Here is a 24042-nt window from a genome sequence, read left to right as displayed (position 1 = left end):
GCGTCATCCTCCGCCATGGAAAGCGACCTGGAAAACCCGACGGAAGAGCACCGGATGCTGCGGCAGATGGTGCGGGATTTCGCCCGTGAGGTCGTCGAGCCGCAGGCCGACGAGCACGACCGGAGCGCCTCCCTCAACGTCCTCCTGATGCAGCGGCTGGGCGAGCTCGGCCTGCTCGGCGTGACCGTGCCCTCCGAGTACGGAGGCGCGGGCATGGACGCGCTCGCCGCCGTCATCGTCCACCACGAGCTCGCGAAGAGCGATCCCGGGTTCACGCTCGCGTATCTCGCCCACGCGATGCTGTTCGTGAACAACTTCTTCCACGCCGGGAGCGACGAGCAGCGCGCGCGGTACCTGCCGAAGGTGCTCTCCGGCGAGTGGATCGGCGCGATGGGCATGACCGAGCCCACGAGCGGGACAGACGTGCTCGGCATGAAGACGTTCGCCCGGCGCGACGGAGACCGGTACATCCTGAAGGGGCGCAAGGCGCTCATCACGAACGCCCCCGAAGCCAAGATCTTCCTGGTCTACGCGACCATCGAGGGCAGGATCACGACCTTCGTGGTGGAGCGCGGCTTCCCCGGGTTCTCGACGGACGAGAAGACGCCGAAGATGGGAATGCGCGCCAGCACGATGAGCGAGCTCATCTTCGACGACTGCGTCGTGCCCGCCCGGAACGTCCTCGGCCAGGAGGGCGGCGGGATCCGCAACATGATGAGGAACCTGGAGCTGGAGCGCCTCACCCTCGCTGCCATGAGCCTCGGAATCGCGGATCGCTGTCTGGACATCATGATCCAGTACGCCGGAGAGCGGAGGAGCTTCGGAAAGCCGATCGCCGAGCACGGGCAGATCCAGCGCTACATCGCGGAGAGCTACGCCAAGACCGAGGCGGCGCGCGCCCTCATCTACTCGGTGGCGCGCAACGTCAGCCCCGACCGGAGAAACCGCCTCGGGACGGACGCGGCGAAGCTCTTCGCGGCGCCGGTGGGCAAGGAGGTGGCCGACAACGCCATGCAGGTGCTCGGCGGCTGGGGGTACTGCACCGAGTACAAGGTGGAGCGGTTCTTCCGGGACGCCAAGCTGCTCGAGATCGGCGGCGGCACGCTCGAGTCCCATCAAAAGAACATCACGCGAGAGCTGATCGGCCGCATCACCTGACCCCGCACGCCGCGCGGGCCCGCTCGCCCGGCGCCGGCGCGCGTTCGTCGGAGACGGATCCCCGGGCGAAGGGCGATGTCGCCGGCGGCGGTCGGGGCGTATCGTGGCGACTCGCTGCCAGGCGGCGCGGGGGGCGATGAGCTCCTGTCACGCCCTGGTTGCGAAAAGGCAGCGCTGGTTTTGCGGTCCGGCCATCGGGACGCCACGCGCCTCGTCCAGCATCGTCATCCATGGATTGGGGAGCTCTGGCGACGGTCGCGCCGACGGCGCTGTCATCTACCATCTATGCGACGCTCCAGGCCTCGTTCCTCTTGAGGATCGCCCGGCACCGCCTCGAAGCGGCGCACGACGCGCCGCGGCCGCTCGCGGCGCCCCCGGTCGTCAGCATCCTCAAGCCTGTCGCGGGCGTCGATGACGAGCTCGCCAGCAACCTCGACTCCTTCGCCCGCCTCGATTACCCCTGTTACGAGCTCGTCTTCGGCGTCGCCTCGCGCGAGGACCCGGCGGTGCCGGTGATCCAGGCCTTCATCGAGGCGCACCCCGAGGTGAAGGCGCGGCTCTGCGTGACGGACCCGAGCGAGGCGTTGAACCCGAAGGTGGCGCAGCTCCTCGAGCTCACGCGCAGGGCGGAGGGCAGCGTCCTCGTCATCTCGGACGCGAACGTGCGTGTTCGCCCGGACTACCTCCGCACGCTCCTGTCGCGCTTGATGCGGCCCGGCGTGGGGCTCGTCTCGAGCCTGGTCGCGGGCACGGGGGAGCGCACGCTCGGCGCGGTGGTCGAGAACGCGCAGCTCGGGGCGTTCATCGCGCCCGGGATCGTCGCCGCCGCGGAGCTCGCGGGGCGGTCGATCAGCGTGGGCAAGTCGATGGCGATGCGGCGGGCCGATCTCGAGCGGGTCGGCGGGCTCGAGAGCGTGGGCAACGTGCTGGCGGAGGACGACGTGCTCGGGCAGCGCTTCAGCGCGCGCGGGTTCGTGGTCGATCTGTGCCTGGATCCGATCGAGAACCGCAACACGAGCTGCTCGCTCATGCGCACGCTGGATCGGCACACCCGCTGGGCGAAGATGCGGCGCGCGCTCGTCCCGCGCTGCTTCGCGGTGGAGCCGTTCAACTCGCCGCTGCTCATCGCCTGGCTGACGTTGCTGCTCAGCCCGACGCGCCTCGCCCTGGAGGTGTGGCTGATCGCCTGGGCGCTGCAGAGCCTCGGGACGTTCCTGGCCCTGAGGGCGCTGCGGCCGGCGCGCTCCAATCTGCTGCTCGTGGCCGCGGAGCCGCTCCGCACGCTGTGCTGGTTCTTCTGCTGGCTGAACGCCTACTCGAGCCGGCGGGTCGCCTGGCGGGGAAACGCGTTCTACATCGGGGCCGGGTCGGAGCTGGTGGCGGCGGACGAGCCGTCCTCGGTGCGGTCGCCGGCCCGGTGACGCGCGGAAGATACGCCAACCGCTCTAGAGGTGAACGGAGAGGACACCGATGGCGGCGCCGGCCAGGATGAGCCAGAGCGAGCTCACGCGGTAACGGACGAGCAGGAGCGTTGCCACGAGGGCCAGAGCGCCGGTGAGCCAGTCGACCAGCGCCGCCCGGGCGAGGCGGTAGGAGACGACCGCCATCAGCGCGAGCGACGCCGCGTTCACGCCGTCCAGGAAGGCCGACGCCACCGCGGAGCGGCGGACGCGGGGGATCAGCGGGCCGCTCAGCGCGACGAAGAAGAACGCCGGGAGGAAGATGCCCAGCGTGGCGACAAGGGCGCCCGGGCCACGGCCAAGGAAATACCCGATGAACGTCGCCGTCGTGAAGACGGGGCCGGGCGTCACCTGGCCGACCGCCACCGCGTCGAGCAGCTGCGCCTCGGTCATCCAGCCGTATCGCTCGACGAGATCCGCGCGAAGAAACGCGAGGAGCACGTAGCCGCTCCCGAAGAGGACCGAGCCCACCTTGAAAAAGAACAGGAACAGCGGCAGGAGCCCGAACGGCACGCCCGCGGCCGCGGCCGTCGCGGCGCCGCCGGCGAGCGGGAGGACGAGGCCCGCCACGCCGGGCGACGAGCCCTGAGGGCGCCCGGCCGCGAGCCGGAACGCCACCGCGAGCGCGCCGGCGCCGGCCAGGATCGCGAGCTCGTGGACGCCGAGCAGGCTCGCGCCCGCGCAGAGCGCCGCGAGGCCCGCCGAGAGCTTCGAGCGCAGACCGGCGCGGCCGAGACCCCAGAGCGCCTGGACCACCACCGCGATGATCACCGGCTTCACCCCGTAGAGCAGCGCCGACATCTCCGGCACGGCGCCGAACCGGACATACCCCCACGCAAAGCCGAGCGTGATGAGCGCCGCCGGAACGATGAAGCACGCCCCGGCCACGAGCAGCCCCGCCCAGCCGGCACGGCGGTGCCCGATGTGGATCGCGAGCTCGGTCGAGCTGGGTCCCGGGATCAGGTTCGTCGCACCGTAGAGATCGAGGAAGTCCTCGCGCGTCATCCAGCCGCGCCGGCGGACCACCTCGTCCTCCATCATCGCGACGTGGGCCGCAGGGCCGCCGAACGCCGTGACGCCCAGCCGGAAGAACAGCCGCGCGAGCTCCCAGAGCGCCGCGCCCCGGGCCTCGCCGGGCGCCCGGGCCCCCCCGCTGACCGAGCCTTCGCCCATGACCGTGCTGCCTTGTGTACCAGAAGCGGGCCCCGGAAGGGCCGCCGATGGCCTGGATGGGGCCGCCGCCAGGGCAGCCCCCTCCGCGGCGCCGGGCGCCCGCCGGCGGGCGCCGGCGCGGCCTTCATTCGATGGGGAGGTCCGGGATCTCCGGCGGGACGAGGAAGAAGATCTTGCGGGTGCTCAGCGTCGTCACGCCGTCGCCCGTGACGACGATGTTCGCCGTGAAGACCTGCGGCTCCGTCGTCGGGGGCACCGAGACGTTGATCTTCGGGAGCACGTCGAAGCAGACCGTCGGCCCCGGGAACACGTTGGCAAACGTGTCCGCGACGCCGTCGAGGTTCTTGTCCACGACCCTGAGCCCGGAGGTGCAGGGCTCCGGCGCCAGATTGTTCGCGATGATCCTGTCGATGAACGCGCTCACGGCGTCGACCGTGTCGGTCTCGTCGTCCTGCGCCGCCGCCGAGATGTCGAGCGTGACGTAGGTCGTGAGCACCTTGATCGCCTGCACGACGGCCAGGTTCAGGCCGGTGCCGCTGCTGGAGGTCTGGAACACGAGCGGGCACTTGCCGTTCGCCGCCGTCACGCCCCTGCCGTTCTCGCCGGTGCAGCACTGGCCGACATCGCACCGCGGCGGGCGCATGCCCTCGGGCCCCCACGCCGTCGGCGGAACCACCGAGCCCGTCGCCAGCGCGCCGGCCGTCAAATCGGCCTTCGCCTCGCTCCCGTCGGAGGTCGCCACCATGCCGATGAGGCGGCCGCCCAAGGCGGTCACCGCGCTCAGCGCCTGCTGGTAATTCGGGGACGCGATCCTCGAGTAGCCGTACCCCGGGATCGTCCCGTTGTGGCTCGGCACGTCGGTGATCATCACCACGATGGGCAGCGAGCCGGTGCGGAAGCCCACGCCGCCGATCGTGCCGACCGACTCGCCCGCCGGGATGTGGCCCGGCGGCGCGGTCGCCGGGTTGAACGCCGGCACGCTCGAGCGTCCCTCGTCCGTGCCCCGCCCGCTGGCGATCTGGAAGAGCGCCTCCCAGCCGCTCTCCGGCTCGTCGTTGCCGCCCGAGGCCGAGAGCTCGTCCACCGCGTCCTGCACCGATTCCCGCCCCTCCGGCGTGAGCACGCTCATCACCCGGTGCTCCAGGTAGAACGGCTGGTCGGCGGAGCTGCCGTACGGGTCGGTCGGGAAGTCCTTGTAGTGGGTCACGCCGATACCGATGCTCGGGATCTCCTCGGCGAGCACATCGATCATGTCCTGGAGCGCGCCCTGCAGGTTCCTGATGGAGCCGCTCATGGAGCCCGTGGTGTCCATCGCGAACACCACGTCGGCCTGCGAGATGTTGGTCGAGAAGTCGAGCGTGTCCTGCGCCGGGCTCGGATCGTCCCGGTACGGCACGATGAACACGAAGTCCCCGTTGGCCCGCGGGTTATCCAGGTCGTCGTTGGGGTTCGTGCCGGCGGCCACCTCGATGAGGTCGCTCACGCCGTCCTCGTCCGTGTCCTCGCTCGCGGTGCTGGACTCGAGCGGGTCGAGCACGCCGTCGCAGTTGACGTCCTCGAGCTTGTCGAGCAGGCCGTCGTTGTCGCTGTCCAGGTCGAGGAAATCGGCCGCGCCGTCGTTGTCGCTGTCGATGGGCGGCTTCGTGATCTCGCCCTCGCCCCGCTCGACCGCGTCGGGCCGGCAGTCGCCGTCCGAGTCGAGATCGCGGAACGCCGGGATCTTGTCGCCGTCGGCGTCGATCTCTCGCTCGAACCGATCGAGGATGCCGTCGTTGTCCGAGTCGGTGTCGCGGAAGTCAGGCCACCTGTCGCCGTCGGTGTTCACCGGATCGAGCGGGTCCGGCCCCAGCTCGTTCTTGTCGAAGAGGCCGTCGCCGTCGTCGTCGAGGTCCGCGTAATCGGGCGTACCGTCGTCGTCGCGGTCGCCGTCGCCCTCCTCTTTGTCGGGGATCCCGTTGTTGTCGGAGTCCGTGTCGCGGAAATCCGGCACGCCGTCGCCGTCGCTGTCGGGCAGCGCGGTTTGCCCCGCGGGGATGGCGCCCTCGAGCTTGTCGGGCAGCCCGTCGTTGTCGGAGTCGGTGTCCTCGAAATCGGGCACGCCGTCGTTGTCGGTGTCGACCTTCTCGTCGCGCCCCTCATCCGCGTCGCTGATGCCGTCCTCATCCGTGTCCTCGATCGTCGGCCCCGCATCGGTCGTCGGCGGCGGCTGCGGGGCCTTGTCGTTCGACGCAGCGGTGCAGCCGACCGGCACGGAGAGCAAAAGGCAGTAGAGCAGAGGACGAAAACTACGACGCATAGCAACTCCTGCGCGAGTGTGGGTGCGAAATCCTAGACGCTCCGCACAACCTGGACAACCGGCATTCCATCGCGCCGTCGCGTCATCGCGCGCGCGCGCTTCCGATGTCATCGACAGCCGAGGGGACTGCGGCGCAGCAGCGGCCGCCCGCCGCCTCATGCGCCGACAACGGAACGCCGCGGCCTGCTTCGCTGTCGTCCGCCGCGGGCGCTCGATCGCTTCAGGGAAGTTTCAGGCGAGGCACCGTGACGGTCACCGACTCCGCCGGCGCGCTCTCACGGTAAGGGCAATGACGACATTTCGAGTTGCAGCAGTATCCCCGCTTCAGGTGATACGCCGCTGTGAACACCACCCGGCCGCCTTCGAGGTAATAGTCTTCGCCTTCGATGGCCTTAGGAGGTTTCGGCCCGCGCATCTGCCCTCGATCAAGCTACTCCGAAACGCGTACCGGCGCCATCCGACCCCGGGGCGCGGCCGGGCCGCGACGCCCGCCCGCCGCTCGTGCTACGCCTGCGCCGCCCGCCGCGCGCCGGTGCTCGGGCGGGTCCGCTCGCGATGCTCGATCGATCCTGCCCGAAGCTCCTCCGCGCCCTGCTCCCGCTCCTCGCCGCGACCGGCTGCGACGGCTGCCCGAGCTCCAAGCCCTACACGCCCTACACGCTCGGCTCGGCGGCGCCCTCCGGCTCCCCGCCCCCGCTGAGCGCCGTCGCCCCCGGCCCGCCGGACGCGGGCCCCGATGCCGACGCCGGCGCTCCGGACGCCGCCGCGCCCCGGTTCGCGGCCGTGCCGAGCGTCCCGGCGCCCGAAGGCGGCAAGCGGTGGCCCCTCGACGGCGGCGCCGTGGCCGCCGCGCCGACCGGGCGCACCTTCGAGACCGGCCTCCTGCTCGACCTCGACGGCGACGGCGCGCGCGATCTCGTCGCCTGGGCGCGGGCGCCCGACGGCCTGCGCGGCGAGCTCCTGCTCGCGCCCGCCGCGCGCCCGCAGGCGCCGCGCACGCTCGCCGCCCTCCCCGGCGATCTCGCCGCGCAGGGGTGCACCCCGCGCGTCGGCCTCAGCCAGATCGGCCCCGCGACGCTCGCCCTCGATTTCGCGCCCCAGTGCCCCGATCAGCGGCGCGCCGCCGGCGCGGGCGCCACGCGCTGGATCGCCGTGATCCGCCTCCCCGGCCCCGCCGCGGGCGCGGGCGCGGCGCCGGAGCTCGCCCTGGAGCTCCGCCTCCGCACGCCGCCGCCCGACGAGGCGCTCTCCGCCTCCCTCGAGGTCGCCGACCGCGACGCCGACGGCCGCGACGACCTCGTCGTCTCCGTCGGCCTCTCCGGCGCGCTGCGCCCGTTCCCGGCGCCGGCGGGCGCCGCCGCCGACCTCGGCGCCCCGCTGGTCTTCCTCGATCGCCCCGCGGGCCTGTCGCGCGACGCCGCGCAGCCCGCCGAGGCGCTGCGCGCGCTCGCCGCCTCCCTGCTCCGCGACGCGCGCGGCAAGTCCACCGCGCCGGCCGTGGCCGCCTCCGCCCAGCGGCTGCGCCGGCTCCACGCCGCCCTCTGCGCCGACGCCGCGGCCGGCGGCGGCGCGGTCGCCGGCCGCGACGCCACGCGCGCCGGCGAGGCCCTCGTCTGGACGGGCGCGGGTCCGGTGCGGTGCGGGGAGCCGGGGCTCGCGGCGGCGATCGACCACGCCGAGGCGGTCGCGGCGTCGACCCGCGGCGCGCCGATCGCGGCCGTCGCGGCGCTCGACCGCGGCGGCGCCGAGCCGCGCACCAAGGACGAGGGCAAGCTCCTCGCGAAGCTCGCGCCGCCGGCGACCGCGAGCGCCGTGTACCGCACCGCCGCGGCCCCGCAGCCGACCCGGCCCGGCGCCCTCGGCCCGCTCGCGTTCGAGCCGAGCGGCGCCCTGCTCGTCCGCACCGCGCAGGGCGTCGTCCGCGTCGACCCCGCGGCGTCGCCGACGTCGACCGAGGCCGCGACGGACATCCCCCCCTGGCCCGCCGCCGTCCACGCCGGGCCCGCGGAGCTCGTCGCGGTCGAGCGGCGCTGCGACGCGCCCACGCTGCTCGCGCTCTTCCGCAGCTCGCCCGACGCCGTCGGCGAGATGGAGGTCCCGCTCCCGCTGCTCCGCGGCCAGGGGCCCCGCGCCCGGCCGGGCGCGGCCCCGCCCGAGCGCTGCGCCGGGACCGAGCGGCTGCCGTTCTCCCCGCTCGCCGCCTCCGAGGGCGGCTTCGACATCGCCCTCGGCGCCGCGCTGGTCTCGATCGACCTGCGCGCCGCCGCGCCGACCGCCTCCGCGCTGTCGTTCCCGCTCGCCACGCCCGCCCCGCGGGGCGCGGCGCGGTCGCCGGACGGCGCGACGCTCGCGGTCCCCGCCGCGGGCGGGCTCCTCGTGGCGACGGCGGGCGGCGCCGCGCGCCTCTGGTCGGGCGGCGACCTCGCGCAGGCGACCGCGTGCGCACCGGCCAACGGGGGGGCGCGCGTCGCGTGCGTCGTCGGCGCGGCCGCGGTGATCTTCGAGGCGAAGTGACCCCGCGGCCGAGGCCCCGGGGTCAGCCGGGGCTCAACCCTTGTTGACGCGCTCCAGGTACTTGCCGTCGGTCGTGTCGATCTTGATCCACTCGCCCTCCTTCACGAAGAGCGGGACGTTGACGGTCGCGCCGGTCGACACCGTGGCGGGCTTCGTGGCGCCGCTCGCCGTGTCGCCCTTCACGCCCGGCTCGCTGCTCACGATCTGGAGCACCACGTGCGGGGGCATGCTGACGCCGATCGGCTGGCCGTTGAACAGGGTCACGTCGATCGACATCCCGTCGCTGAGCCACTGGGAATCGTCGCCAATCTTGTCGCCGGGGACCGTGAGCTGCTCGCCGGTCGCCGGGTCCATGAACACGTAGTCCGTGCCCTCGGGATAAATGTACTGGAGGCTGCGCTCCTCCACGTCCGCGGGCTCCAGCTTCTCGCCCGATTTGTAGGTGCGCTCGAGCACCGCGCCGGTCGCCATGTTCCGGATCTTGACGCGGGTGAAGGCCTGCCCCTTTCCCGGCTTGACGAACTGGAAGTCGATGACCGAGTAGGGCTGGCCGTCGACCATCATCTTGAGGCCTTTTCGGATGTCGCTTGTGTCCATAGGCAGAGCTTCCTGGTAGCGTAAGGGCGGCCTGTCGGCGAGGCCGGGGATCCGCGTCTGCGTCCCCCTTGCGCGGCCCGCGAGTCCGCGTTAGCGGCCTCCCGGGCGCGGTTCGGGGGCCCGCGTCGCGGCCCCCTTAGCACGAGCGCGGCCTCCTGCACAGGGCGCGGTTTCAGGACTTGAAAATGCACGACTTCGACGACGAGCTCCGGGAGATCAAGCGTGAAATCGTGGAATCCCGCGGGCTCATCATCAAGACGAACAACCTCACGAACGCCCTCGCCGCGGACCTGAAGAGCATCTCCAAGCGCCAGATGGCGTACGAGCGGCGCGCCTTCTGGAACAGCGCGAGCGCGAACCTCCTCTTCGTGATCGTGGTCATCGGCGTGGTCAAGCTCGCCTGGGACGCGCGCGTGGACGCCGTCCAGGCCGAGACGAAGGGCGCCCGGGACCGCATCGCGAAGCACGAGGCGGATCTCAAGGAGATGCAGCAGCGGAACGACGCGCGGGCCAAGGCCGAGAGCGACGCCGCGGCGTTTTACGAGCTCATCCGTGCCGAGCGGCGGCAGGAGGTGATCGAGGGGTTCGAGGCGCTGCGCAAGGCGCCGCTCACCCGCGCCGAGCTCGCCTTCTTCTCGGACTCGGTCGACAAGGCGCGCTCGGAGCTGTCGATCAAATCGTACCAGACGGGCCTCGATCACATGCGGACGGGCCGCTGGCACGAGGCCGCGGTCGCCTTCGAGGACGCGATCCGCCAGAAGGAGACGGCGTCGCACACCCCGTCGGCCCGCCTCAACCTGGCGCGCGCCTACCGCAGGCTGAACCGCCAGCGCGACGCGATCCCGCTGCTCATGACGCTCTCCGAGGCGTCGCCCGACCGCGAGGTCATGGATGACGCGACCTTCCTCCTCGCCGAGTGCCTGCTCGACATCCAGGCCTGGAACGACGCGAAGACGACGCTGCGGTCGTTCATCCGCCGCTTCCCGGACAGCGCCTACATCAACGACGCGCGCCTCGCGCTGGCCGACGTCTCGCTCCGGCACTGACCCCCGCCGCGCGCGCGGCGAGGCGACGCGCCGGCTCCCGCGCGGCGAAGCGCCGGCGGCTCGCCTCAGGTCGGGGGGCGCACGTCGATCTTCCGCGGCTCGTCCTTGCCCTCGAACCAGCTGGATCGGAGCGTGCGGCGGAAGCCGGACGCGAACAGGCAGTCGCGGAACGCGTTCTGCTGGAAGGTCACCGCGCTGTGCGCGAGCGGGGCCTCGATGAAGATCGCGCGGCCGTCCAGGAGCTGCTTGCGCGTGAGCTCGCCCGGGCGGCGCTCGTGGAGGCAGGCGACGCCCTTCGCCTGGAGCGAGCGCTCGAGCTCGAGGTTGAGCCGCCGCGGGTCGCCCGCGACGAAGTGGCTGATGAGCTTGTGCCGGTCCCGCCCCGACCTGTCCTTCCGCTCGAGCACCCAGTCGCGGAACGCGTCGACCTCCCCGTACAGGGCGTCGAACAGGTACACCTCGCTCACCTCGCAGCCGCCGTGGCGGAGGCACGCGGCCGCGACGCGGTAGCCGCCCGAGTGCGCCGACAGGCAGAGCCTCCCGAGCTTCGCCTTCCGCGGGACGGAGCCGTCGCCGAGCGCCCGCCGCGCCGCGGGGCCCGCGAGCACCGCCGCGAGCTCGCCGCACAGCCGCCGGAGGCCGCCCTGCTGCCCCAGCTGGCCCGGGGGCGACTCGGCGGCGTTCACCGCGCCCTGCGGCACGACGAGCACCGCGTTCTGCTTGCTCTCGTGGAGCTGCTCGCGGAGCTTGTGCGCCGCGATGGCCCGCTCCGCGGTCGTGACGTGACCGTGGAAGTGGATCACCAGGTCGAGCTCGCCGCTCTCCGGCGCGCGGTAATGGTCCGGCACGAAGACCAGCACCGTCGCGTCCCGGTACGGGGCGCCGGCGCAGGGGAACGGCGCGTGCGACAGCTCGAGCTTCAGCGTCACGCCGAGGTCCGAGGCCTCGACGCGCTTCACCTTCGAGGCGCCCCCGGCGAGCGCCGGCGCCGGCCGGAAGAGCCCCGGCGCGGCGACGGCGCCGCCCGCCGCGCCGAGCGCATGGAGAAAGGTCCGACGGCTGAGCGGTGGTGCTGCGAAGCGGGACATCCTGGCGACCTCGTCCGATGCCGCCTCCGCGCGTACCCCAGCCGCCCGATCCGGGCCAAGAAACCGCCGCGCCGAGCGGCGGTTGCCCGCACAGGAGACGGGCCCAGATCGGTGTTTTCGGCGCGCAGGCGTACTCACGTACGCCGAGCACCGAAAACGTCGAGGTGGGCCCGTATCCGAAGCGGGCGACCGCCGATCAGGCCTGGTTGCTCACCGCCGCAGTGCTGACCTGCGCGAGCAGGTCCTGGATGCGCCGGACGAGCTTCGCCGGCTCCTGCACCACGCCCTCGACGAGGAGGGCCTGGTCGAGGAGGAGCTCGGACCACTGCTTCACCCGCTCCGAGCCGGGCTCGCGCCCCGCCAGGATGTTGAGGTTCTTCACCACCGGGTGGCTCGGGTTGAGCTCCAGGATCCGCTTGGACTCCTCGGTGCTCTGGTCGATGAGCTTCATGATCCGCTCGAGGTTCGCCCCTGGATCGCCCTCGGCCGCGACGAGGCAGCTCGCGCTGTCGGTCAGGCGGCGCGAGACGCGCACGTCCTTCACCTGGTCGCCGAGCGCCGCCTTGACCGCCGCCACGGCGGCGTCCACCGACTCCTCCGGCTGGTCCTTCTTCTCCGGCTCCTCGCCGAGGTCGACGTCGCCGTGCGTCACGCTCTTGAGGCGGCGCTTGTCGAACTCGTTCAGCGCCTTCACCAGCCATTCGTCGACCGGATCCACGAGGAACAGCACGTCGTAGCCGCGCTTGCGGAACGCCTCGAGGTGCGGGCTCTGCTCGACCGCGCGGCGGCCGAGGCCGGTCACGTAGTAGATCTCCTTCTGCCCCTCCGGCATCTTCTCCACGTAGTCGCGGAGCGAGATGAGCTTGTCCGCCTCCGTGTTCATCGACTCGAACCGGCAGAGCTCGGCGATCGCGTCCTTGTTCTTCCAGTCGTTGGTGACCCCTTCCTTCACGACCCGGCCGAACTCCTTCCAGAAGGTCGCGTACCGCTCGGGATCCGACTCGGAGAGGTCCTTCAGCGCTTTGAGCACCTGCTTGACGATCTGCTGCTCGATCTGCGAGAGCGTGCGGTTCTCCTGGAGCATCTCGCGCGAGACGTTCAGCGACAGGTCCTCGGAGTCGACGACGCCGCGCAGGAAGCGCAGGTACATCGGCGTGAGCTTGTCGCACTCCTCGACGATGAGGACCCGCTTCGCGTAGAGGCGCACCGCCCTGCGGTCCTTGTGGAACATGTCCGGCGGCGCCTTCTCGGGCACGTAGAGCAGGGCGTGGAACTGCACCGGCGCGTCGATGGACAGGTGCACCGTGAGCAGCGGCTTCTCCCCCTCGTAGCCGCCGGTCACGTGCCGGAAGAACTCCGCGTGCTGCTCCTCGGTGATCTGCGACTTCGGCAGCGTCCAGAGGGCGGCCGAGCGGTTCGCGACCTCGTCGTTCACCTTGATCGGGAAATGGACGAAATCCGAGTACTTGCGGATGATCTCCTTGATCCGCCACGCCTTCGTGTACTCGCGCGCGTCGTCCTTGAGGTGGAGGACGATCTTCGTGCCGGGGTGCTCGCGGTCGCCGGGCGCCACGGTGAAGGAGCCGGCGCCGGACGAGCGCCACAGGACGGGCTCGGCGCCGGGCAGCATCGAGCGGGTCTGCACGTCGACGCGCGAGGCGACCATGAACGCGGCGTAGAAGCCGACGCCGAACTGGCCGATGAGCTGGAGCTTGCCGCCGTCCTTCTTCTGCTGCTGCGCGGCCTCGGCGTTGGCCTTCAGGAACTCCAGCGACCCCGACCGGGCGATGGTGCCGAGGTTCTGCACCACCTCGTCGCGGGTCATGCCGATGCCGTTGTCCTCGATGGTGAGGGTCCGGGCCGCGTCGTCGAGCGTGATGAGGATCGCGGGCTCGCCGACCTGCTCGGCGACCCCTTCGCGCGTGAGGGCCAGGAAGCGGGCCTTGTCGAGCGCGTCCGACGCGTTCGAGATGAGCTCGCGCAGGAAGACCTCCTGGTTCGCGTAGAGCGAGTTGATGACGAGCGCGAGGACCTGCTGCACCTCGGCCTGGAAGGGGAGCTCGACCGCGCCGGCGGCCTTGGCCTCCTCGGACGCGGTCGACGCGGGCGGCTGGGGGCCCGGCGCCGCGCCCGGAGGCTCGGCACCGCTGGTTTCGGGGTTCTGGCTTTCCGTGTTCATCTCGGCGACCAAATGGATCCGATTTTCGAAAGGGCAATCCCCCACCGCGCTGCAGAGCGACGCGCGGGCCGCGGCCGCGTCGCGGCGCGGTCGCCGCGCTCGATGCGCCGCCCTCCCGCGGCGCCGCTCCCCCGCGGCGACGCGCGATGCCAGGGTGGCTCACCCGCGGCGGAGCGCGCTCCCAGGGTGGGGGCTCACCCGTGGCGACGCGCGCTCCCAGGGTGGGGGCTCACGCGTTCACGGGTCGAGACATGACCCGAGGTCGGACGCCGCGCGCCGGGTCCTCACGTTCAGGTCGCTGGCTGCGATCCCCGCATCCTCGCTCGGTTTTTCCGGAGGGTAAGGGTTTCTTCAGGAGGGTGGCGGCGCTAGATTCACCGAGGTTGCACCCTCGCCGTCGGGGAGATCTGTTGTGGTGGCACTTCTCCGTGCAGTAGTCCGCGTTGTCCCGGTAATCGGGGTGCTGGCGCTCGCGGGGTGCGGCGATCGGGGCAAGGCGACGGGCAACGAGGACATGAAGCGTCCGCCCGCTCTGCTCCAGTTCGAGGGCTACGTCTACGTCCCGACCGAGACGAGCGATTTCAAGATCCTCGAGCGCGTGCGGGCGCAGACGCGCTCGGTGTTCACCGGGCTGCGGCGGTCCCGGGTGATGGTGAGCCGGCGCGAGGTCCAGGGCGCGACCACGGACAACCTCCTCAAGGAGGCCGTGACCGTCGTCGACGCCGCGGGGCAGCGCAACGTCGCGCTCCGCGTGCGCTACCGCTTCGTCGCCCGGCCGGAGGTCGCGAACGGCATCGACGATCGCAAGGAGCTCGCGCTCGCGCTCCTGCACCGGGAGGACGACGCCGTCGCGGAGCGCGTGCTCCGGGAGTGCACGGCGAACCCGGATGTGAGGAAGGGGGGCGCCAGCGCCGTCGGGCTCGACTTCGATCCGTCCCTCCCGGGCTGCAAGGCGGCGATCGACGCGGAGCAGGCGGCGATCGACGCCGCGCGCGCGAAGGTGCCCGAGCTCGCCGGGGCGCCCGCGTCGGTCAAGGACACCGTGGTCCCGGCCGAGGAGGTGCGGCGCGTGTACATCCCGACCCGGGTGACGGTCGAGCTCCGCGCCCGCAGGCCCGGCGAGGTCGCGCCGCGCTACGCCCCGGTGGACCGCCCGGAGGATCCGGAGCAGGACGCGCGGATCGCGACCGCGACGCCTCGCGGCGGCGGCGAGGGCCCGGAGGCGCTCGAGCCGGCGGCGGTGATCGTCGATCCGGATCTCTCGACGCAGCGGACCCCCGAGGAGCAGGCGCTGGCGGCCGAGGGCGCCCTGCTGCCGAGGCTGCCCGCGACGGGCGGCACGAACGTCGAGATCGGCGGGAGGCGGCTGCCCGAGGTCGTGGCCCCCGCGACGGCGCAGGCGCAGCAGCGCAAGGTGGAGCCCGCGAACGAGCGCTTCGAGATCCCGTTCGAGACGCTGGCCGATCCGAAGTTCCTGGTCGTGTGGCTGAGCCTCTTGATGGCGTATCCGATCCTCCGGGGCGATCCGCGGAAGCGGCGCTGACCGGGGTGATCCGCGGAAGCGGCGCTGACGCGGCGCCGCCGGGCGTGGAAGCGGCGCTGACGCGGCGCCGCCGGGCGTGGAAGCGGCGCTGACGCGGCGCCGCCGGGCGTGGAAGCGGCGCTGACGCGGCGCCGCGGGGCGTGGAGGAGGCGCTGCCGGCCCGCGGCGAACGTGCCGGCGTCTTGCGATGCGCTCGCACATCGATGAGCCTGCCGGGCCATGTTGCGGCCGTTCCGGCCGCGTTTTCCGAGAAGGAGGGGTGCATGGCGTCCAAATTGGTGACCGACAGGGACAAATCCAGCCGCGCCGTGGCCGCGTCGGCCGAGACGCACGCCGACGAGATCGCGAAGGGGATTGCGGCCGAGCTCGCGCCCTGCCTGAGGTCCGGCGAGAAGATGCCCGACGTGGCGCTGCTCGTGCGCCTCGTCGCGCGCCGGCTCGCCGCGGACACGGCCGCGCTGGTGGCGGCCGACGACGCGCACGAGCGCGAGCTCGCCGACGACGCCGCGCCCCGCGAGGCGCGCGACGAGGCGGCCGCCCGGCTGCGCTCGGTGCTCGTCGACGGGCGCGCCGCCGTCGACGCGGCGTTCGGGCCGGCGGGCCTGCGCAAGCTGCTGCTGGACGGGGCCGTTCCCGAGGACCCCTCCGTGCTCGTCACGGTCGGCGAGCGGGTCGTGAGCGCCCTGCGGGACACGGAGATCAAGCTCCCGAAACCGAGGCGCGCGTCGATGAAGCTCGATCGCGCCGCGCTCGCCGACGAGATCGCGGCCGAGCTGCCGGCGCTGAAGAAGGCGCTCGCGAAGGTCGCGACCGAGGAGCGCGAGAAGGAGGCGACGCTGCGCGCGAAGCAGAGTGCCATGCGCAAGAGCGACAAGAGCTTCGGCCAGGGCGCAGCGTTGCTCGCCGCGAGCTTCACGTTCGCCGGCCTCGAGGATCTTGCCGCCAAGGTGCGCCCGTCAGGCCGCAGGCCCGGCCGGACCGCGGCCGAGGAGGACGGCGCGCTGCCCGCCGAGGAGCCCGCCTCGCCCGAATCGCCGCTGCCGCTCGAAGGCGGCTGACCGCCGGCCGCGCCCGAGAGCGGCCCTCACGCCCCCCGAATCGCGCTGCCACGGCCGGGAAACGCGATGATCCCGCGGCGAACCGCGCTCCGAGCCGTTCCCCTCGGCCGTCGCCGCGGGCGAAGCCCTTCCGAAGGGCTCGGCAGCTCCGGCGCCGCCGGACCTCGCCTTTCCGGCGGCTCCGGCGCCGTCTCGCCCTGGGCTCGTCGCCCGCGGAGCGGCTCCGGCGTCGTGTTGCCCTGCGCTCGTCGCCCGCGGAGCGGCTCCGGCGTCGTGTTGCCCTGCGCTCGTCGCCCGCGGAGCGGCTGCTGCGTCGAGCGCCACACCCGGTACGCCCCCTGCGCTCCAGGACGGCGGCCTGGGCGTCATCGAGGACTCCCGTCGGACCCAACAGGACTGCTCCAGCGAGGCGACGGCCTTCCCGTCCAGCGATGGCCCGCGCGTCGGAGGAAGGACGGAATGGCGCTCGGGGCGGGCGTCTCGGCCGAGCAATGTCCTACCGCCTTGGTGTGGGCGCTTGCTTCTGCCGGCACGAGCTGCCGGCACGAGCGGGCGAGCGTGCGCGGCGAGAAAGATCGCGGGGTGGAGGCAATGAGCATGAGAAGGAACACGAGGCGGAAGGCGATCCTCGTGGCGGCCATAGCTGCCCTGGCGCTCGGCGCGACGGCGTGCGGGTGCTCGTGGGGGCGCGAGGAGCACGCGCCCGGCGGGTTCTGCGCGCAATCGAACACCAGCGTCGTCGAGCGCTGCGTGGACGCGAGCGAGGGCCCGGGCAGCGCGTGGAGCCAGGCCGAAGAGGACGGCGAGCCGCCGATCCAGATGTGGGCGCTCGAGCCGAGCGGCGCGATGCTCGACGATCTCGCCGCGAACGAGGCGGCGCTCCGGGCCTGGTTCGATCTCATCGATCGGGCGGTGGCCTACGTGCGCGACGAGGAGAAGAACGCCGAGTCGCTCCGGGCGACCCTGCACGGCAGGCTCCTCGGGCTGCTCTCGCAGTCCAGGCAGCGCCAGGAGGCGATCTTGGAGGAGGAGCCGGTCCGCGCGGCCGACAATTTCCAGCAGGCGATGACCGGCAAGGCGAGCGCCGAGAAGGAGCCGCTCGCCGCCGCGCTGGCGGCCGACAAGCAGGCGATGGCGGTGGTGCAGGCGGTCTTCGAGCAGGCCCGGAGCGACGCCGCGCCGCTGCGATCCCGGTACGCGGGCGTCGCGGCGCGCTTCGCCGCGTACCGCGAGACCGAGGCGGCGGAGACGGCGGCGTATGCGGCGCTCTCGGAGCGGGCGTCGCGGTCGGGCATCGACGAGCTCGACGGCGCGGAGCAGGCAGTGCTCGCGGCGGCGCGCGAGGCGAGCCGGGCGCCGAACGAGCTCGCCGCGGAGATCATGACGCTGTCGGCGGAGCTCCAGGCGCTCGCGGTCTCGTTCGAGGAGGCGATCGCCCCGCACGAGGAGGTCCTCGCGACGCACGGCGCGGTCGTGCCAGACATGACCTCGGGGGCGCTGCGCTCGCTGAGCGCGATGCTGGGCTATGCGCAGCGGCGGGTCGCCCGGAGCGACGCGACGGCGACGGCGCTGCTCGGCGGCATCGCGCTGCGCCGGCAGGCGCTCCGCGTGCTGGAGGGGGACGAAGGGGCGCGCGAGGCGATCGCGCGGTCGCGGCTCGAGAGGGCGTCGGAGGTGTTCGGCGAGGGAGCGCGCGCGCGGGTGGAGGCGCTGTCGGCGGCGCCGCCGGTGAGCGAGAAGCTGGGGCTGCCGCTGCTCGCCGAACGGTGCGGGGTGCTCGTGGCGCTCGTGCAGATGCGGCCGCTCTGCGAGGCGGCAGGGTCGTCGTGGCGCGAGACCGGGTGCGCGGCGCTGCGAGGGCGGCTCGACGCCGCGGAGGCGGAGCTCAGGACCGGCCTGCCGAAAAAGATCGCGGCGGGGCTCGCGGCGTTGCGGGAGAAGGGGATGGCCGCGGCGGCGCTCGACAGGGCGCAGGCGAGGCTCGACGCGGGCGACGTGAAGGGCGCCGCGATCGCGTATGACGCGGCGGTGCGCGGCGCGGAGGGGACATGAGAGGCTCGAAGGACGTTGCGCTGCGCGGCCGGAGCGCCGCGGTGTTCCAGAAGCTCATCGCGCTGATGACGGCGCTGGCGGTGCTGGCGCCGTCGCCGGCGTGGGCGCGCACGCCGTACACCGTGCTCTGGAGGAGCCACGGTGATGCCGATTCGTGCGGTTCTACCGAGCTCGAGACCGAGGGCGATGCCATGTTCGAGGTGAACCGGACGCCGCTGCCCACCTACGGGGTGCCGGGCGCGCTGCAGATCCACGGCGACGGCTCGCGGAGCAACACGCTCGATGCGGAGTTCGACTCGGTGCTGCTCCTCATGGGCAGAAACGAGTTCCACTTCGGGGTCCACACCGTGAACGGCGGCAACTGGTGTACCCACGCGCAGGAGGTGGTGCACCTCGTCTCGGAGCCGCTCGGGCTGAACAAGCCGCTCTTCGACATCCGCCGCGATGGGACCGGTTTCGAGGGCAGCACCGAGGTCGACCTGAGCCTTTCGGAGATCAACCCGGACCTCGCGCGCGACATCGCGGAGCTGGAGGTCAGGATCGCCCGGCTGATGACGGAGCTCCTCCGCAACGCCGCGAGGGTCGCGGACCTCCGGGCGCGGATGGACCTCCTGCGGCAGCTCGACACGGAGCTGCACGACCTGGTGAGCCGGCCGCTGGACGAGATCTCGCGGACCGACCTCGACGCGATCCTCGACCGGTACAAGGACGTTGTCGACGCGGAGACGCGGGTGGCGATGGAGCAGCTCGTCGACGACCTGAAGAAGAGCGTCAGCGACCTGGAGAGCGAGCTCGCGCGGCTGCTCGACGAGTTCGGCGCGCAGGCCGATGAGGTGGCGGACCTCGCGACGCAGGACGCGCGTGCCGAGGGGTGGGACCCGGACGACCCGTGGAACTACGCGCTCGGGGAGAGCGAGGTGCCGTGGGTCGAGGTGCCGGACATCGCGGAGGTGGACGGAGCGTTCGAGGAGGGGAGGGATCCCTATGCGGCGTACGCGGATGCGGTGATCGCGGCGCTGGAAGCGGACGTGAGCGGCGGGGTGGTGGTCGCGCGGGCGGACTTCGTTGCGAACGTGCGGGCGTGGCGAGAGAACAGCGCGGCGCTGGAGATCGCGCTGCGCGACCGGATGGGGGTGTCGCTGGCGGAGACGAACGCGTTCCTGAAGGCGCAGAACCGGATCACGGCGTACGTGCGGCGGTACATGGATGCGTCGGACTGGTTCGTGGATACGCCGGTGCCGGCGGACCTGCGGGCGCAGGTGGACACGGTGCTCAAGCCGAGGTTCGACGCGCTCGCGGACCAGATGAAGGACAGCCTGAACCAGTGGACGGGGGACGGGCTCGATCTGGAGCAGACGCAGCTCTACCAGACGATCAGCGCGTTCGCGGGGGCGATGTCGACGGTGGGCGAAGGCGCCGAGGCGTACGCGGGGGTGATGCAGACGCTCGTGCACGCGACGACGCGCATCGGGGTGGGGTTCGTGCCGGTGGTCGGGCCGGCGCTGGACCTGTGCGAGGCGGTCACCGGGAAGGCGTGGTGCTTGCCGTCGGGGCAGGCGCTGAGCGACGAGGAGCGGATCTTCTCGGGGGTGGGCTTCGGGCTCGGGGCGGTCGGGCACGTCTGGCACGGAGTCGCCGTTGCCGGCGGGCTGCGGCCGGGGGCGATCCGGGTCGCCAGGAAGATCGAGGAGATCGAAGACCCCGTCATGGCCGCGCTGCGCGGGAACCGGCGCACATGGTACAAAACGCTGCGCGGAGCGGTCACGAGCAAGCCGCTCGATGCGATGGAAAAGAAGGCGGCCAAGTTCATGCTGGACGACGGGCGGGCGTTAATCGGCGTCGGCGACGACGGCGTGCGCGATGTCCTGCGCATCCCGAAGGATGGTTCCAACGGCATTGCGAAGGCGCCCGACTTCCTCACAGTGACCAAAGGAAATAAGCTGGCGCTGAGCGAGGTGAAGTCAATCGCAAGCGAAACTGGAAAATTGACGCTGACAAGGCACTCGAGCAATTGGAAAATGCAATGAAGAAGCTCGATGAGGAGTGGAGGCTTGCCGGTGATGTCGAGAGGGTCGAGCTTATCATGCCGAAGGGCGCGCCGCTCAATAATAACGATCTAACGGTCGTGAGCGGCTATCTGGTCAAGGTGAGCACGGGTGAGCGGGTCCGCATCAGAGGGTACAAGAACCTCGTCATGGTGATCGAACTGTGAGCGACGGAAGTCCCTATTTTTATGCATGGTGTAACGAGGCGGACAGGGTCGATGCGTTCGCGGCGGCGATGTCTGTCCTCGTTGCTCATGGTGCAACGTGCAATGTCGATATTCAGTCGATCGATCATCCAGATGTAACGTGGCGCCGATCGGTTCCCATCGACGAGGCCATCGCGGCGGTGCGTACTGCCTTCGCCCCTGGTACGTACGTCTTCGCGTCGCTTCCAGTGACGTTGAGCTCCGGAACCAGCGTTCGCTTCGCCATTGTATGCAACGGTGATAATTACGAACGTCGCGGCCCCTCCGGGCCTCTGTGTGCGTCGCCGTTCGACCGGAGGGATCTGCTCTCGTCGAGCCTCGAAATCGCCACCGGTACGATGCGCGGTGTGGAGATCGAGGCGGCGATCGCGTCAATTCAAGTCCAGCAGGACATCGAGGATCTACTGATCCGCCTCTGCGCGCCGGAGGCGCATGGACACGTGAAGACAGGCGCGTGCGTAGACGTTGGGCATTGGGGCGCCCCCGTCGAGACATGCGCGACCTACCACGCGGACGCCGCGTCGGTTGCGCGCGACCTCGCCCTCTCATGGGTTCACCTGCACGAGGGTGACAAGACAGCGCTGACCGCGGGGATGCCACTCGAGTTGCTGCGCGCGCGCATCGACGCCGCTCCGCATGGGGCATGCGTCGGCATTGCAGGCGACGTCGATCTTTTGCGCCAGCATACGCGGATGGACTGGGCCGCGGCGGCGTCGAGAGACACGCGACCTACGCGCGTCGATGCCGTTCGTCGCGGAGCACGCGCCCCCATCGAGGGTGACGCCGAGCTCACGCGCGAAACCGTCCTCAAGGCGCTGGATACACCTCCGAGCCTGCTCCTCGACGCGCTCGAAGCCTCTGCAGTGCCCGACAACGATTGGCGCAGCGTCGAGTCGGCCGCCCGCGAGACCATCGCAGCGACGAAAGAGGGCGCGGCCACCTACCAGGCGGACGTCGCCTCGCGCAAGCACGTCCAGTTCATCAAGCGCCACGCCCCCTTTCACGTGCAACGCCCGCCGAGCGGCGGCGTGGTGCTGGCGACCCACCCGTACCGCACGCTCTGGCCGCTCTGGGCGGATGCGCTCTTCTTGCTGGGCATCACGTCATGACGCAGGGCGCCCGCCTAACGCTCCCTTGCAGGTTCCGCACCTGGAAATGCTGAGCAACGCGCCCCTCCCTGAGCGCGCGGAGCGCGCGATTTGGGAGGGGCGGACCGCGCGCAGGCGCGAAGCGCCGAGCACGGGCCGGGGGTGGGCATCCGCTCTCGCAGAACGGTCGGGAGGTGGAGCCCGCGAACGAACGCTTCGAGATCCCGTTCGAGACGCTGGCCGATCCGAAGTTCCTGGTCGTGTGGCTGAGCCTCTTGATGGCGTGTCCGATCCTCCGGGGCGATCCGCGGAAGCGGCGCTGACGCGGCGCCGGCGGGCGACGCCGCTCAGGCGCCGCGCGCGCCCGCGCTCCAGCGCTTGCGGGCGCGCGCGAGGCTGCCCGGCTCGGCGAAGCCGACGAGCAGCGCCGCCTCCTTGGCGCTCGCCCCGCGGTCGATCAGGTCGATGGCGCGCGCGCGGCGCTCGCGGTCGACGAGATCCTGAAAGCTCGTGCCCTCGCGCTGCAGCCGGCGCTGCAGCGTGCGGGCGCTCATGTGGAGCCGCCGCGCCACGCTCTCGAGCCGCGGGGCGGCGACGTCGAGCTCGGCGCGGAGCATCGAGGCGATGCGGTCGGCGAGCGACGCGGAGGCGGGGAGCGCGGCGACGGCCGTGCGGGCGATCCGCTCGAGCGCGCGCCCGAGGAGCTCCGGCGGCGCCGCGACCGGACGCCCGGCCACCTCCGCCGGCAGGGCGAGCGCGTTCTCGGCGCAGCCGTACGCCGGCGCGACGCCGAGCGCCGCGCGCAGCGCGTCGTCGGGGCCGAGCCGGCCGTGCCGGAGCCGCGCGGCGTGGCCCTCCGCGGGCCTGCCGGTGAGCAGCCGCACCGCGTCGACGATCTCCACGAGCGCGCACTCGGCCAGCACCGCGCCCGCCAGGGCGCTCCGCCCGGGGTGCTCGAAGCGGACGGCGAGCCCGCCGCGGAGCGCGCTCAGGGCGAAGCGCTCGCCGTCGCCCCACACGCGCTGGTAGGCGACGGCGCGGGCGAGCCCGTCGCGGAACGAGGGCCCCGCGAGCAGCAGGAGCGCGGCGACGCCGTAGGTCTCCTCGTCCCGCACGCGCGCCAGCGCGGCCCCGAGGCCCGCCGCGCCGACGCGCGAGGCCGCGGCCTCGATGGCCCGGTCGAGCGCGGCGTACGGGACGCGGCACGTGGGACGCCGGAGCTCGCCCTCGGTGGCGCCGAGCACGTCGAGGAGCGGCGCCGTGTCCATCGCGCGGTCCGCGCAGAACCGCACGAGGCGCAGCGCCATGGCGCCCGAGATGCCGGCGCCGCCGCTACCGCGCGGCTTCATGGGGCGACCGGGATGGCGCGCGAGGCCGCGCGATCTGGCGCGCCCGGCCGCCGCACCCGAAGGGGGCGTGGGCTACGGTCCTCGCCATGGTGCTGCGTCTCATGAAGATTTTCAGTCTCGCATTCGTGGAGACGGCCGTCGAGCGCGCCCGCCACGGCCCCGCTCGGCCGACCTGGGGCTTTGCCTTCGAGTGGGTGGTCCGGGCGCTCCGCCGCGACTTCATCGACATGCTCGACTGGCCCTATCCGAAGGTCCGGGCCGATCTGGACGCGCGCTTCTCTCCCGACAAGGCCGTCCGCCGCGTCGAGCGCACGGCCGATGTCCTGGGGGGCGTGCCCGCCGTGTGGTTCGAGCCGCCGGGCGCGATGGATCGAGGCGTCGTCCTCTACCTCCACGGGGGCTCGTATCTGTACGGATCCACGAAGACCCACGCGGATGTCATGGCGCGGCTCGCGCTCTCGAGCGGCGCGCGCGTCGTGGGGATCGATTACCGGCTGGCGCCGGAGCATCGGTATCCAGCGCAGCTCGAGGACGCGCTCGCCGCCTTCGGCGCGCTGGTCGAGCGGGGCCACGCGCCGGGCGAGATCGCGCTCGCCGGCGACTCCGCCGGCGGCAACCTCGCGCTCGTCGCCCAGCTGGCGCTGCGCGATCGCGGCGGGCAGGCGCGCTGCGCCGCGCTCGTCTCCCCCTGGCTCGATCTCACCGCGAGCAGCGCCTCGACGCGCGAGAACGACCCCACCGACTACGGCACCCGGGAGGGGCTCGCGCGCCAGGCGCGCGACTTCGCCGGCGCGATCCCGCTCGACGACCCCCGGCTGTCGCCCCTGCACGCGCGCCTCGACGGCCTGGGCCCGCTGTTCGTCCAGGTCGGCGACGCCGAGCGCCTCAGGGACGAGGGCCTCGAGCTGGCGCGGCGCGCCCGCGAGGCGGGCATCGACGTCACGCTCGACGTGCTGCGGGACATGCCGCACAACGGGCCGGTCCTGGCCGAGTATCACCCGGAAGGCGCCCGGGGCGCGGACGCCGTGGGGGCGTACCTGCGGGCGCGCCTGTCCGCGGGCGCCGTCGAGCCGCATCCGGGGGCGCCGCCCCGCCGCCCGGGCGAGGCGGCGACCGCGCAGCGGGCCTGAGCCGGGCTCCGCGCCCGTTGCGGTGCGCGCGCGCAGCGCGTACTGGATCGGGCCCGCGGG

Annotated in this window: 19 protein-coding genes; 12 read left to right on the top strand and 7 right to left on the bottom strand. The window is 72.4% G+C overall.

Going from position 1 to position 24042, the window contains the following annotated elements:
* The first annotated feature begins 15 nt into the window (after positions 1-15).
* Together WMF20_RS50480 and WMF20_RS50475 are read left to right on the top strand one after the other, a co-directional pair.
* The gene (locus WMF20_RS50480; protein ID WP_437609388.1) at positions 16-1158 is read left to right on the top strand and encodes an acyl-CoA dehydrogenase family protein; all 1143 of its coding nucleotides are present in this window, start codon (positions 16-18) and stop codon (positions 1156-1158) included.
* A 230-nt stretch (positions 1159-1388) separates the two neighbouring features.
* Positions 1389-2579, top strand: a complete 1191-nt coding sequence (locus WMF20_RS50475; RefSeq protein WP_437609386.1) for a glycosyltransferase — start codon at positions 1389-1391, stop codon at positions 2577-2579.
* A 24-nt stretch (positions 2580-2603) separates the two neighbouring features.
* Here the strand turns inward: WMF20_RS50475 and chrA are convergent, their stop codons facing one another.
* The 3 genes from chrA to WMF20_RS50460 form a co-directional block, all read right to left on the bottom strand.
* Positions 2604-3791 (bottom strand): chromate efflux transporter, encoded by a 1188-nt coding sequence (gene chrA / locus WMF20_RS50470; RefSeq protein ID WP_437609384.1) that lies wholly within the window; start codon positions 3789-3791, stop codon positions 2604-2606.
* A 124-nt stretch (positions 3792-3915) separates the two neighbouring features.
* The gene (locus WMF20_RS50465; protein ID WP_437609382.1) at positions 3916-6087 is read right to left on the bottom strand and encodes a VWA domain-containing protein; all 2172 of its coding nucleotides are present in this window, start codon (positions 6085-6087) and stop codon (positions 3916-3918) included.
* A gap of 220 nt (positions 6088-6307) precedes the next feature.
* Positions 6308-6502: a DUF5522 domain-containing protein gene (locus WMF20_RS50460; RefSeq protein WP_129580949.1), complete on the bottom strand. Its 195-nt coding sequence runs from the start codon at positions 6500-6502 to the stop codon at positions 6308-6310.
* Positions 6503-6642: 140 nt separating this feature from the next.
* On the opposite strand from WMF20_RS50460, the gene WMF20_RS50455 reads away from it, so the two are divergent.
* Positions 6643-8601, top strand: a complete 1959-nt coding sequence (locus tag WMF20_RS50455; RefSeq protein WP_437609379.1) for a hypothetical protein — start codon at positions 6643-6645, stop codon at positions 8599-8601.
* Between the two features lie 33 nt (positions 8602-8634).
* Here WMF20_RS50455 and efp read toward each other — a convergent pair whose 3' ends face one another.
* On the bottom strand, positions 8635-9198 hold the full coding sequence (efp, locus tag WMF20_RS50450) for an elongation factor P (RefSeq protein ID WP_129580947.1): 564 nt from the start codon (positions 9196-9198) through the stop codon (positions 8635-8637).
* A 185-nt stretch (positions 9199-9383) separates the two neighbouring features.
* Here efp and WMF20_RS50445 point away from each other — a divergent pair, with 185 nt between their 5' ends.
* Complete coding sequence (locus WMF20_RS50445; RefSeq protein ID WP_437617249.1) at positions 9384-10244, top strand: tetratricopeptide repeat protein; 861 nt, start codon at positions 9384-9386, stop codon at positions 10242-10244.
* 65 nt (positions 10245-10309) lie between these two features.
* Here WMF20_RS50445 and WMF20_RS50440 read toward each other — a convergent pair whose 3' ends face one another.
* Together WMF20_RS50440 and htpG are read right to left on the bottom strand one after the other, a co-directional pair.
* Positions 10310-11332: a hypothetical protein gene (locus tag WMF20_RS50440; RefSeq protein WP_437609376.1), complete on the bottom strand. Its 1023-nt coding sequence runs from the start codon at positions 11330-11332 to the stop codon at positions 10310-10312.
* 196 nt (positions 11333-11528) lie between these two features.
* Complete coding sequence (gene htpG / locus WMF20_RS50435) at positions 11529-13511, bottom strand: molecular chaperone HtpG (RefSeq protein ID WP_437609374.1); 1983 nt, start codon at positions 13509-13511, stop codon at positions 11529-11531.
* A 514-nt stretch (positions 13512-14025) separates the two neighbouring features.
* On the opposite strand from htpG, the gene WMF20_RS50430 reads away from it, so the two are divergent.
* The 7 genes from WMF20_RS50430 to WMF20_RS50400 all read left to right on the top strand — a co-directional run bounded on the left by WMF20_RS50430 (position 14026) and on the right by WMF20_RS50400 (position 21826).
* Positions 14026-15054: a hypothetical protein gene (locus tag WMF20_RS50430; RefSeq protein ID WP_437609372.1), complete on the top strand. Its 1029-nt coding sequence runs from the start codon at positions 14026-14028 to the stop codon at positions 15052-15054.
* Between the two features lie 263 nt (positions 15055-15317).
* The gene (locus WMF20_RS50425; RefSeq protein ID WP_437609370.1) at positions 15318-16112 is read left to right on the top strand and encodes a hypothetical protein; all 795 of its coding nucleotides are present in this window, start codon (positions 15318-15320) and stop codon (positions 16110-16112) included.
* A gap of 597 nt (positions 16113-16709) precedes the next feature.
* Positions 16710-18164 carry a hypothetical protein gene (locus tag WMF20_RS50420; protein WP_437609368.1) on the top strand — a complete coding sequence of 485 codons (1455 nt, stop codon included), beginning with the start codon at positions 16710-16712 and terminating at the stop codon, positions 18162-18164.
* Positions 18161-20191: a hypothetical protein gene (locus tag WMF20_RS50415; protein ID WP_437609366.1), complete on the top strand. Its 2031-nt coding sequence runs from the start codon at positions 18161-18163 to the stop codon at positions 20189-20191. The genes WMF20_RS50420 and WMF20_RS50415 overlap by 4 nt, the downstream gene beginning before the upstream one ends.
* Positions 20188-20376, top strand: coding sequence for a hypothetical protein (locus WMF20_RS50410; protein ID WP_437609364.1), 189 nt, complete (start codon positions 20188-20190; stop codon positions 20374-20376). The genes WMF20_RS50415 and WMF20_RS50410 overlap by 4 nt, the downstream gene beginning before the upstream one ends.
* Positions 20373-21524: a hypothetical protein gene (locus WMF20_RS50405; RefSeq protein ID WP_437609362.1), complete on the top strand. Its 1152-nt coding sequence runs from the start codon at positions 20373-20375 to the stop codon at positions 21522-21524. The genes WMF20_RS50410 and WMF20_RS50405 overlap by 4 nt, the downstream gene beginning before the upstream one ends.
* Positions 21525-21697: 173 nt before the next feature.
* Positions 21698-21826, top strand: a complete 129-nt coding sequence (locus WMF20_RS50400) for a hypothetical protein (protein ID WP_437609360.1) — start codon at positions 21698-21700, stop codon at positions 21824-21826.
* A gap of 24 nt (positions 21827-21850) precedes the next feature.
* On the opposite strand, the gene WMF20_RS50395 is transcribed toward WMF20_RS50400, so the two are convergent.
* Positions 21851-22852 (bottom strand): AraC family transcriptional regulator ligand-binding domain-containing protein, encoded by a 1002-nt coding sequence (locus WMF20_RS50395; protein WP_437609358.1) that lies wholly within the window; start codon positions 22850-22852, stop codon positions 21851-21853.
* A 101-nt stretch (positions 22853-22953) separates the two neighbouring features.
* Here WMF20_RS50395 and WMF20_RS50390 point away from each other — a divergent pair, with 101 nt between their 5' ends.
* Entirely contained in the window at positions 22954-23982 is a 1029-nt protein-coding gene (locus WMF20_RS50390) for an alpha/beta hydrolase (protein ID WP_437609355.1), read from the top strand.
* Positions 23983-24042 lie beyond the last annotated feature (60 nt).

Origin of the sequence: Sorangium sp. So ce834, assembly GCF_051521425.1 — a bacterium.
In the GTDB taxonomy this organism is placed as follows: Bacteria; Myxococcota_A; Polyangia; order Polyangiales; family Polyangiaceae; genus Sorangium; species Sorangium cellulosum_D.
Note: the sequence above shows the minus strand (reverse complement) of the source record. Positions and strands in the feature narration are given on the sequence as shown.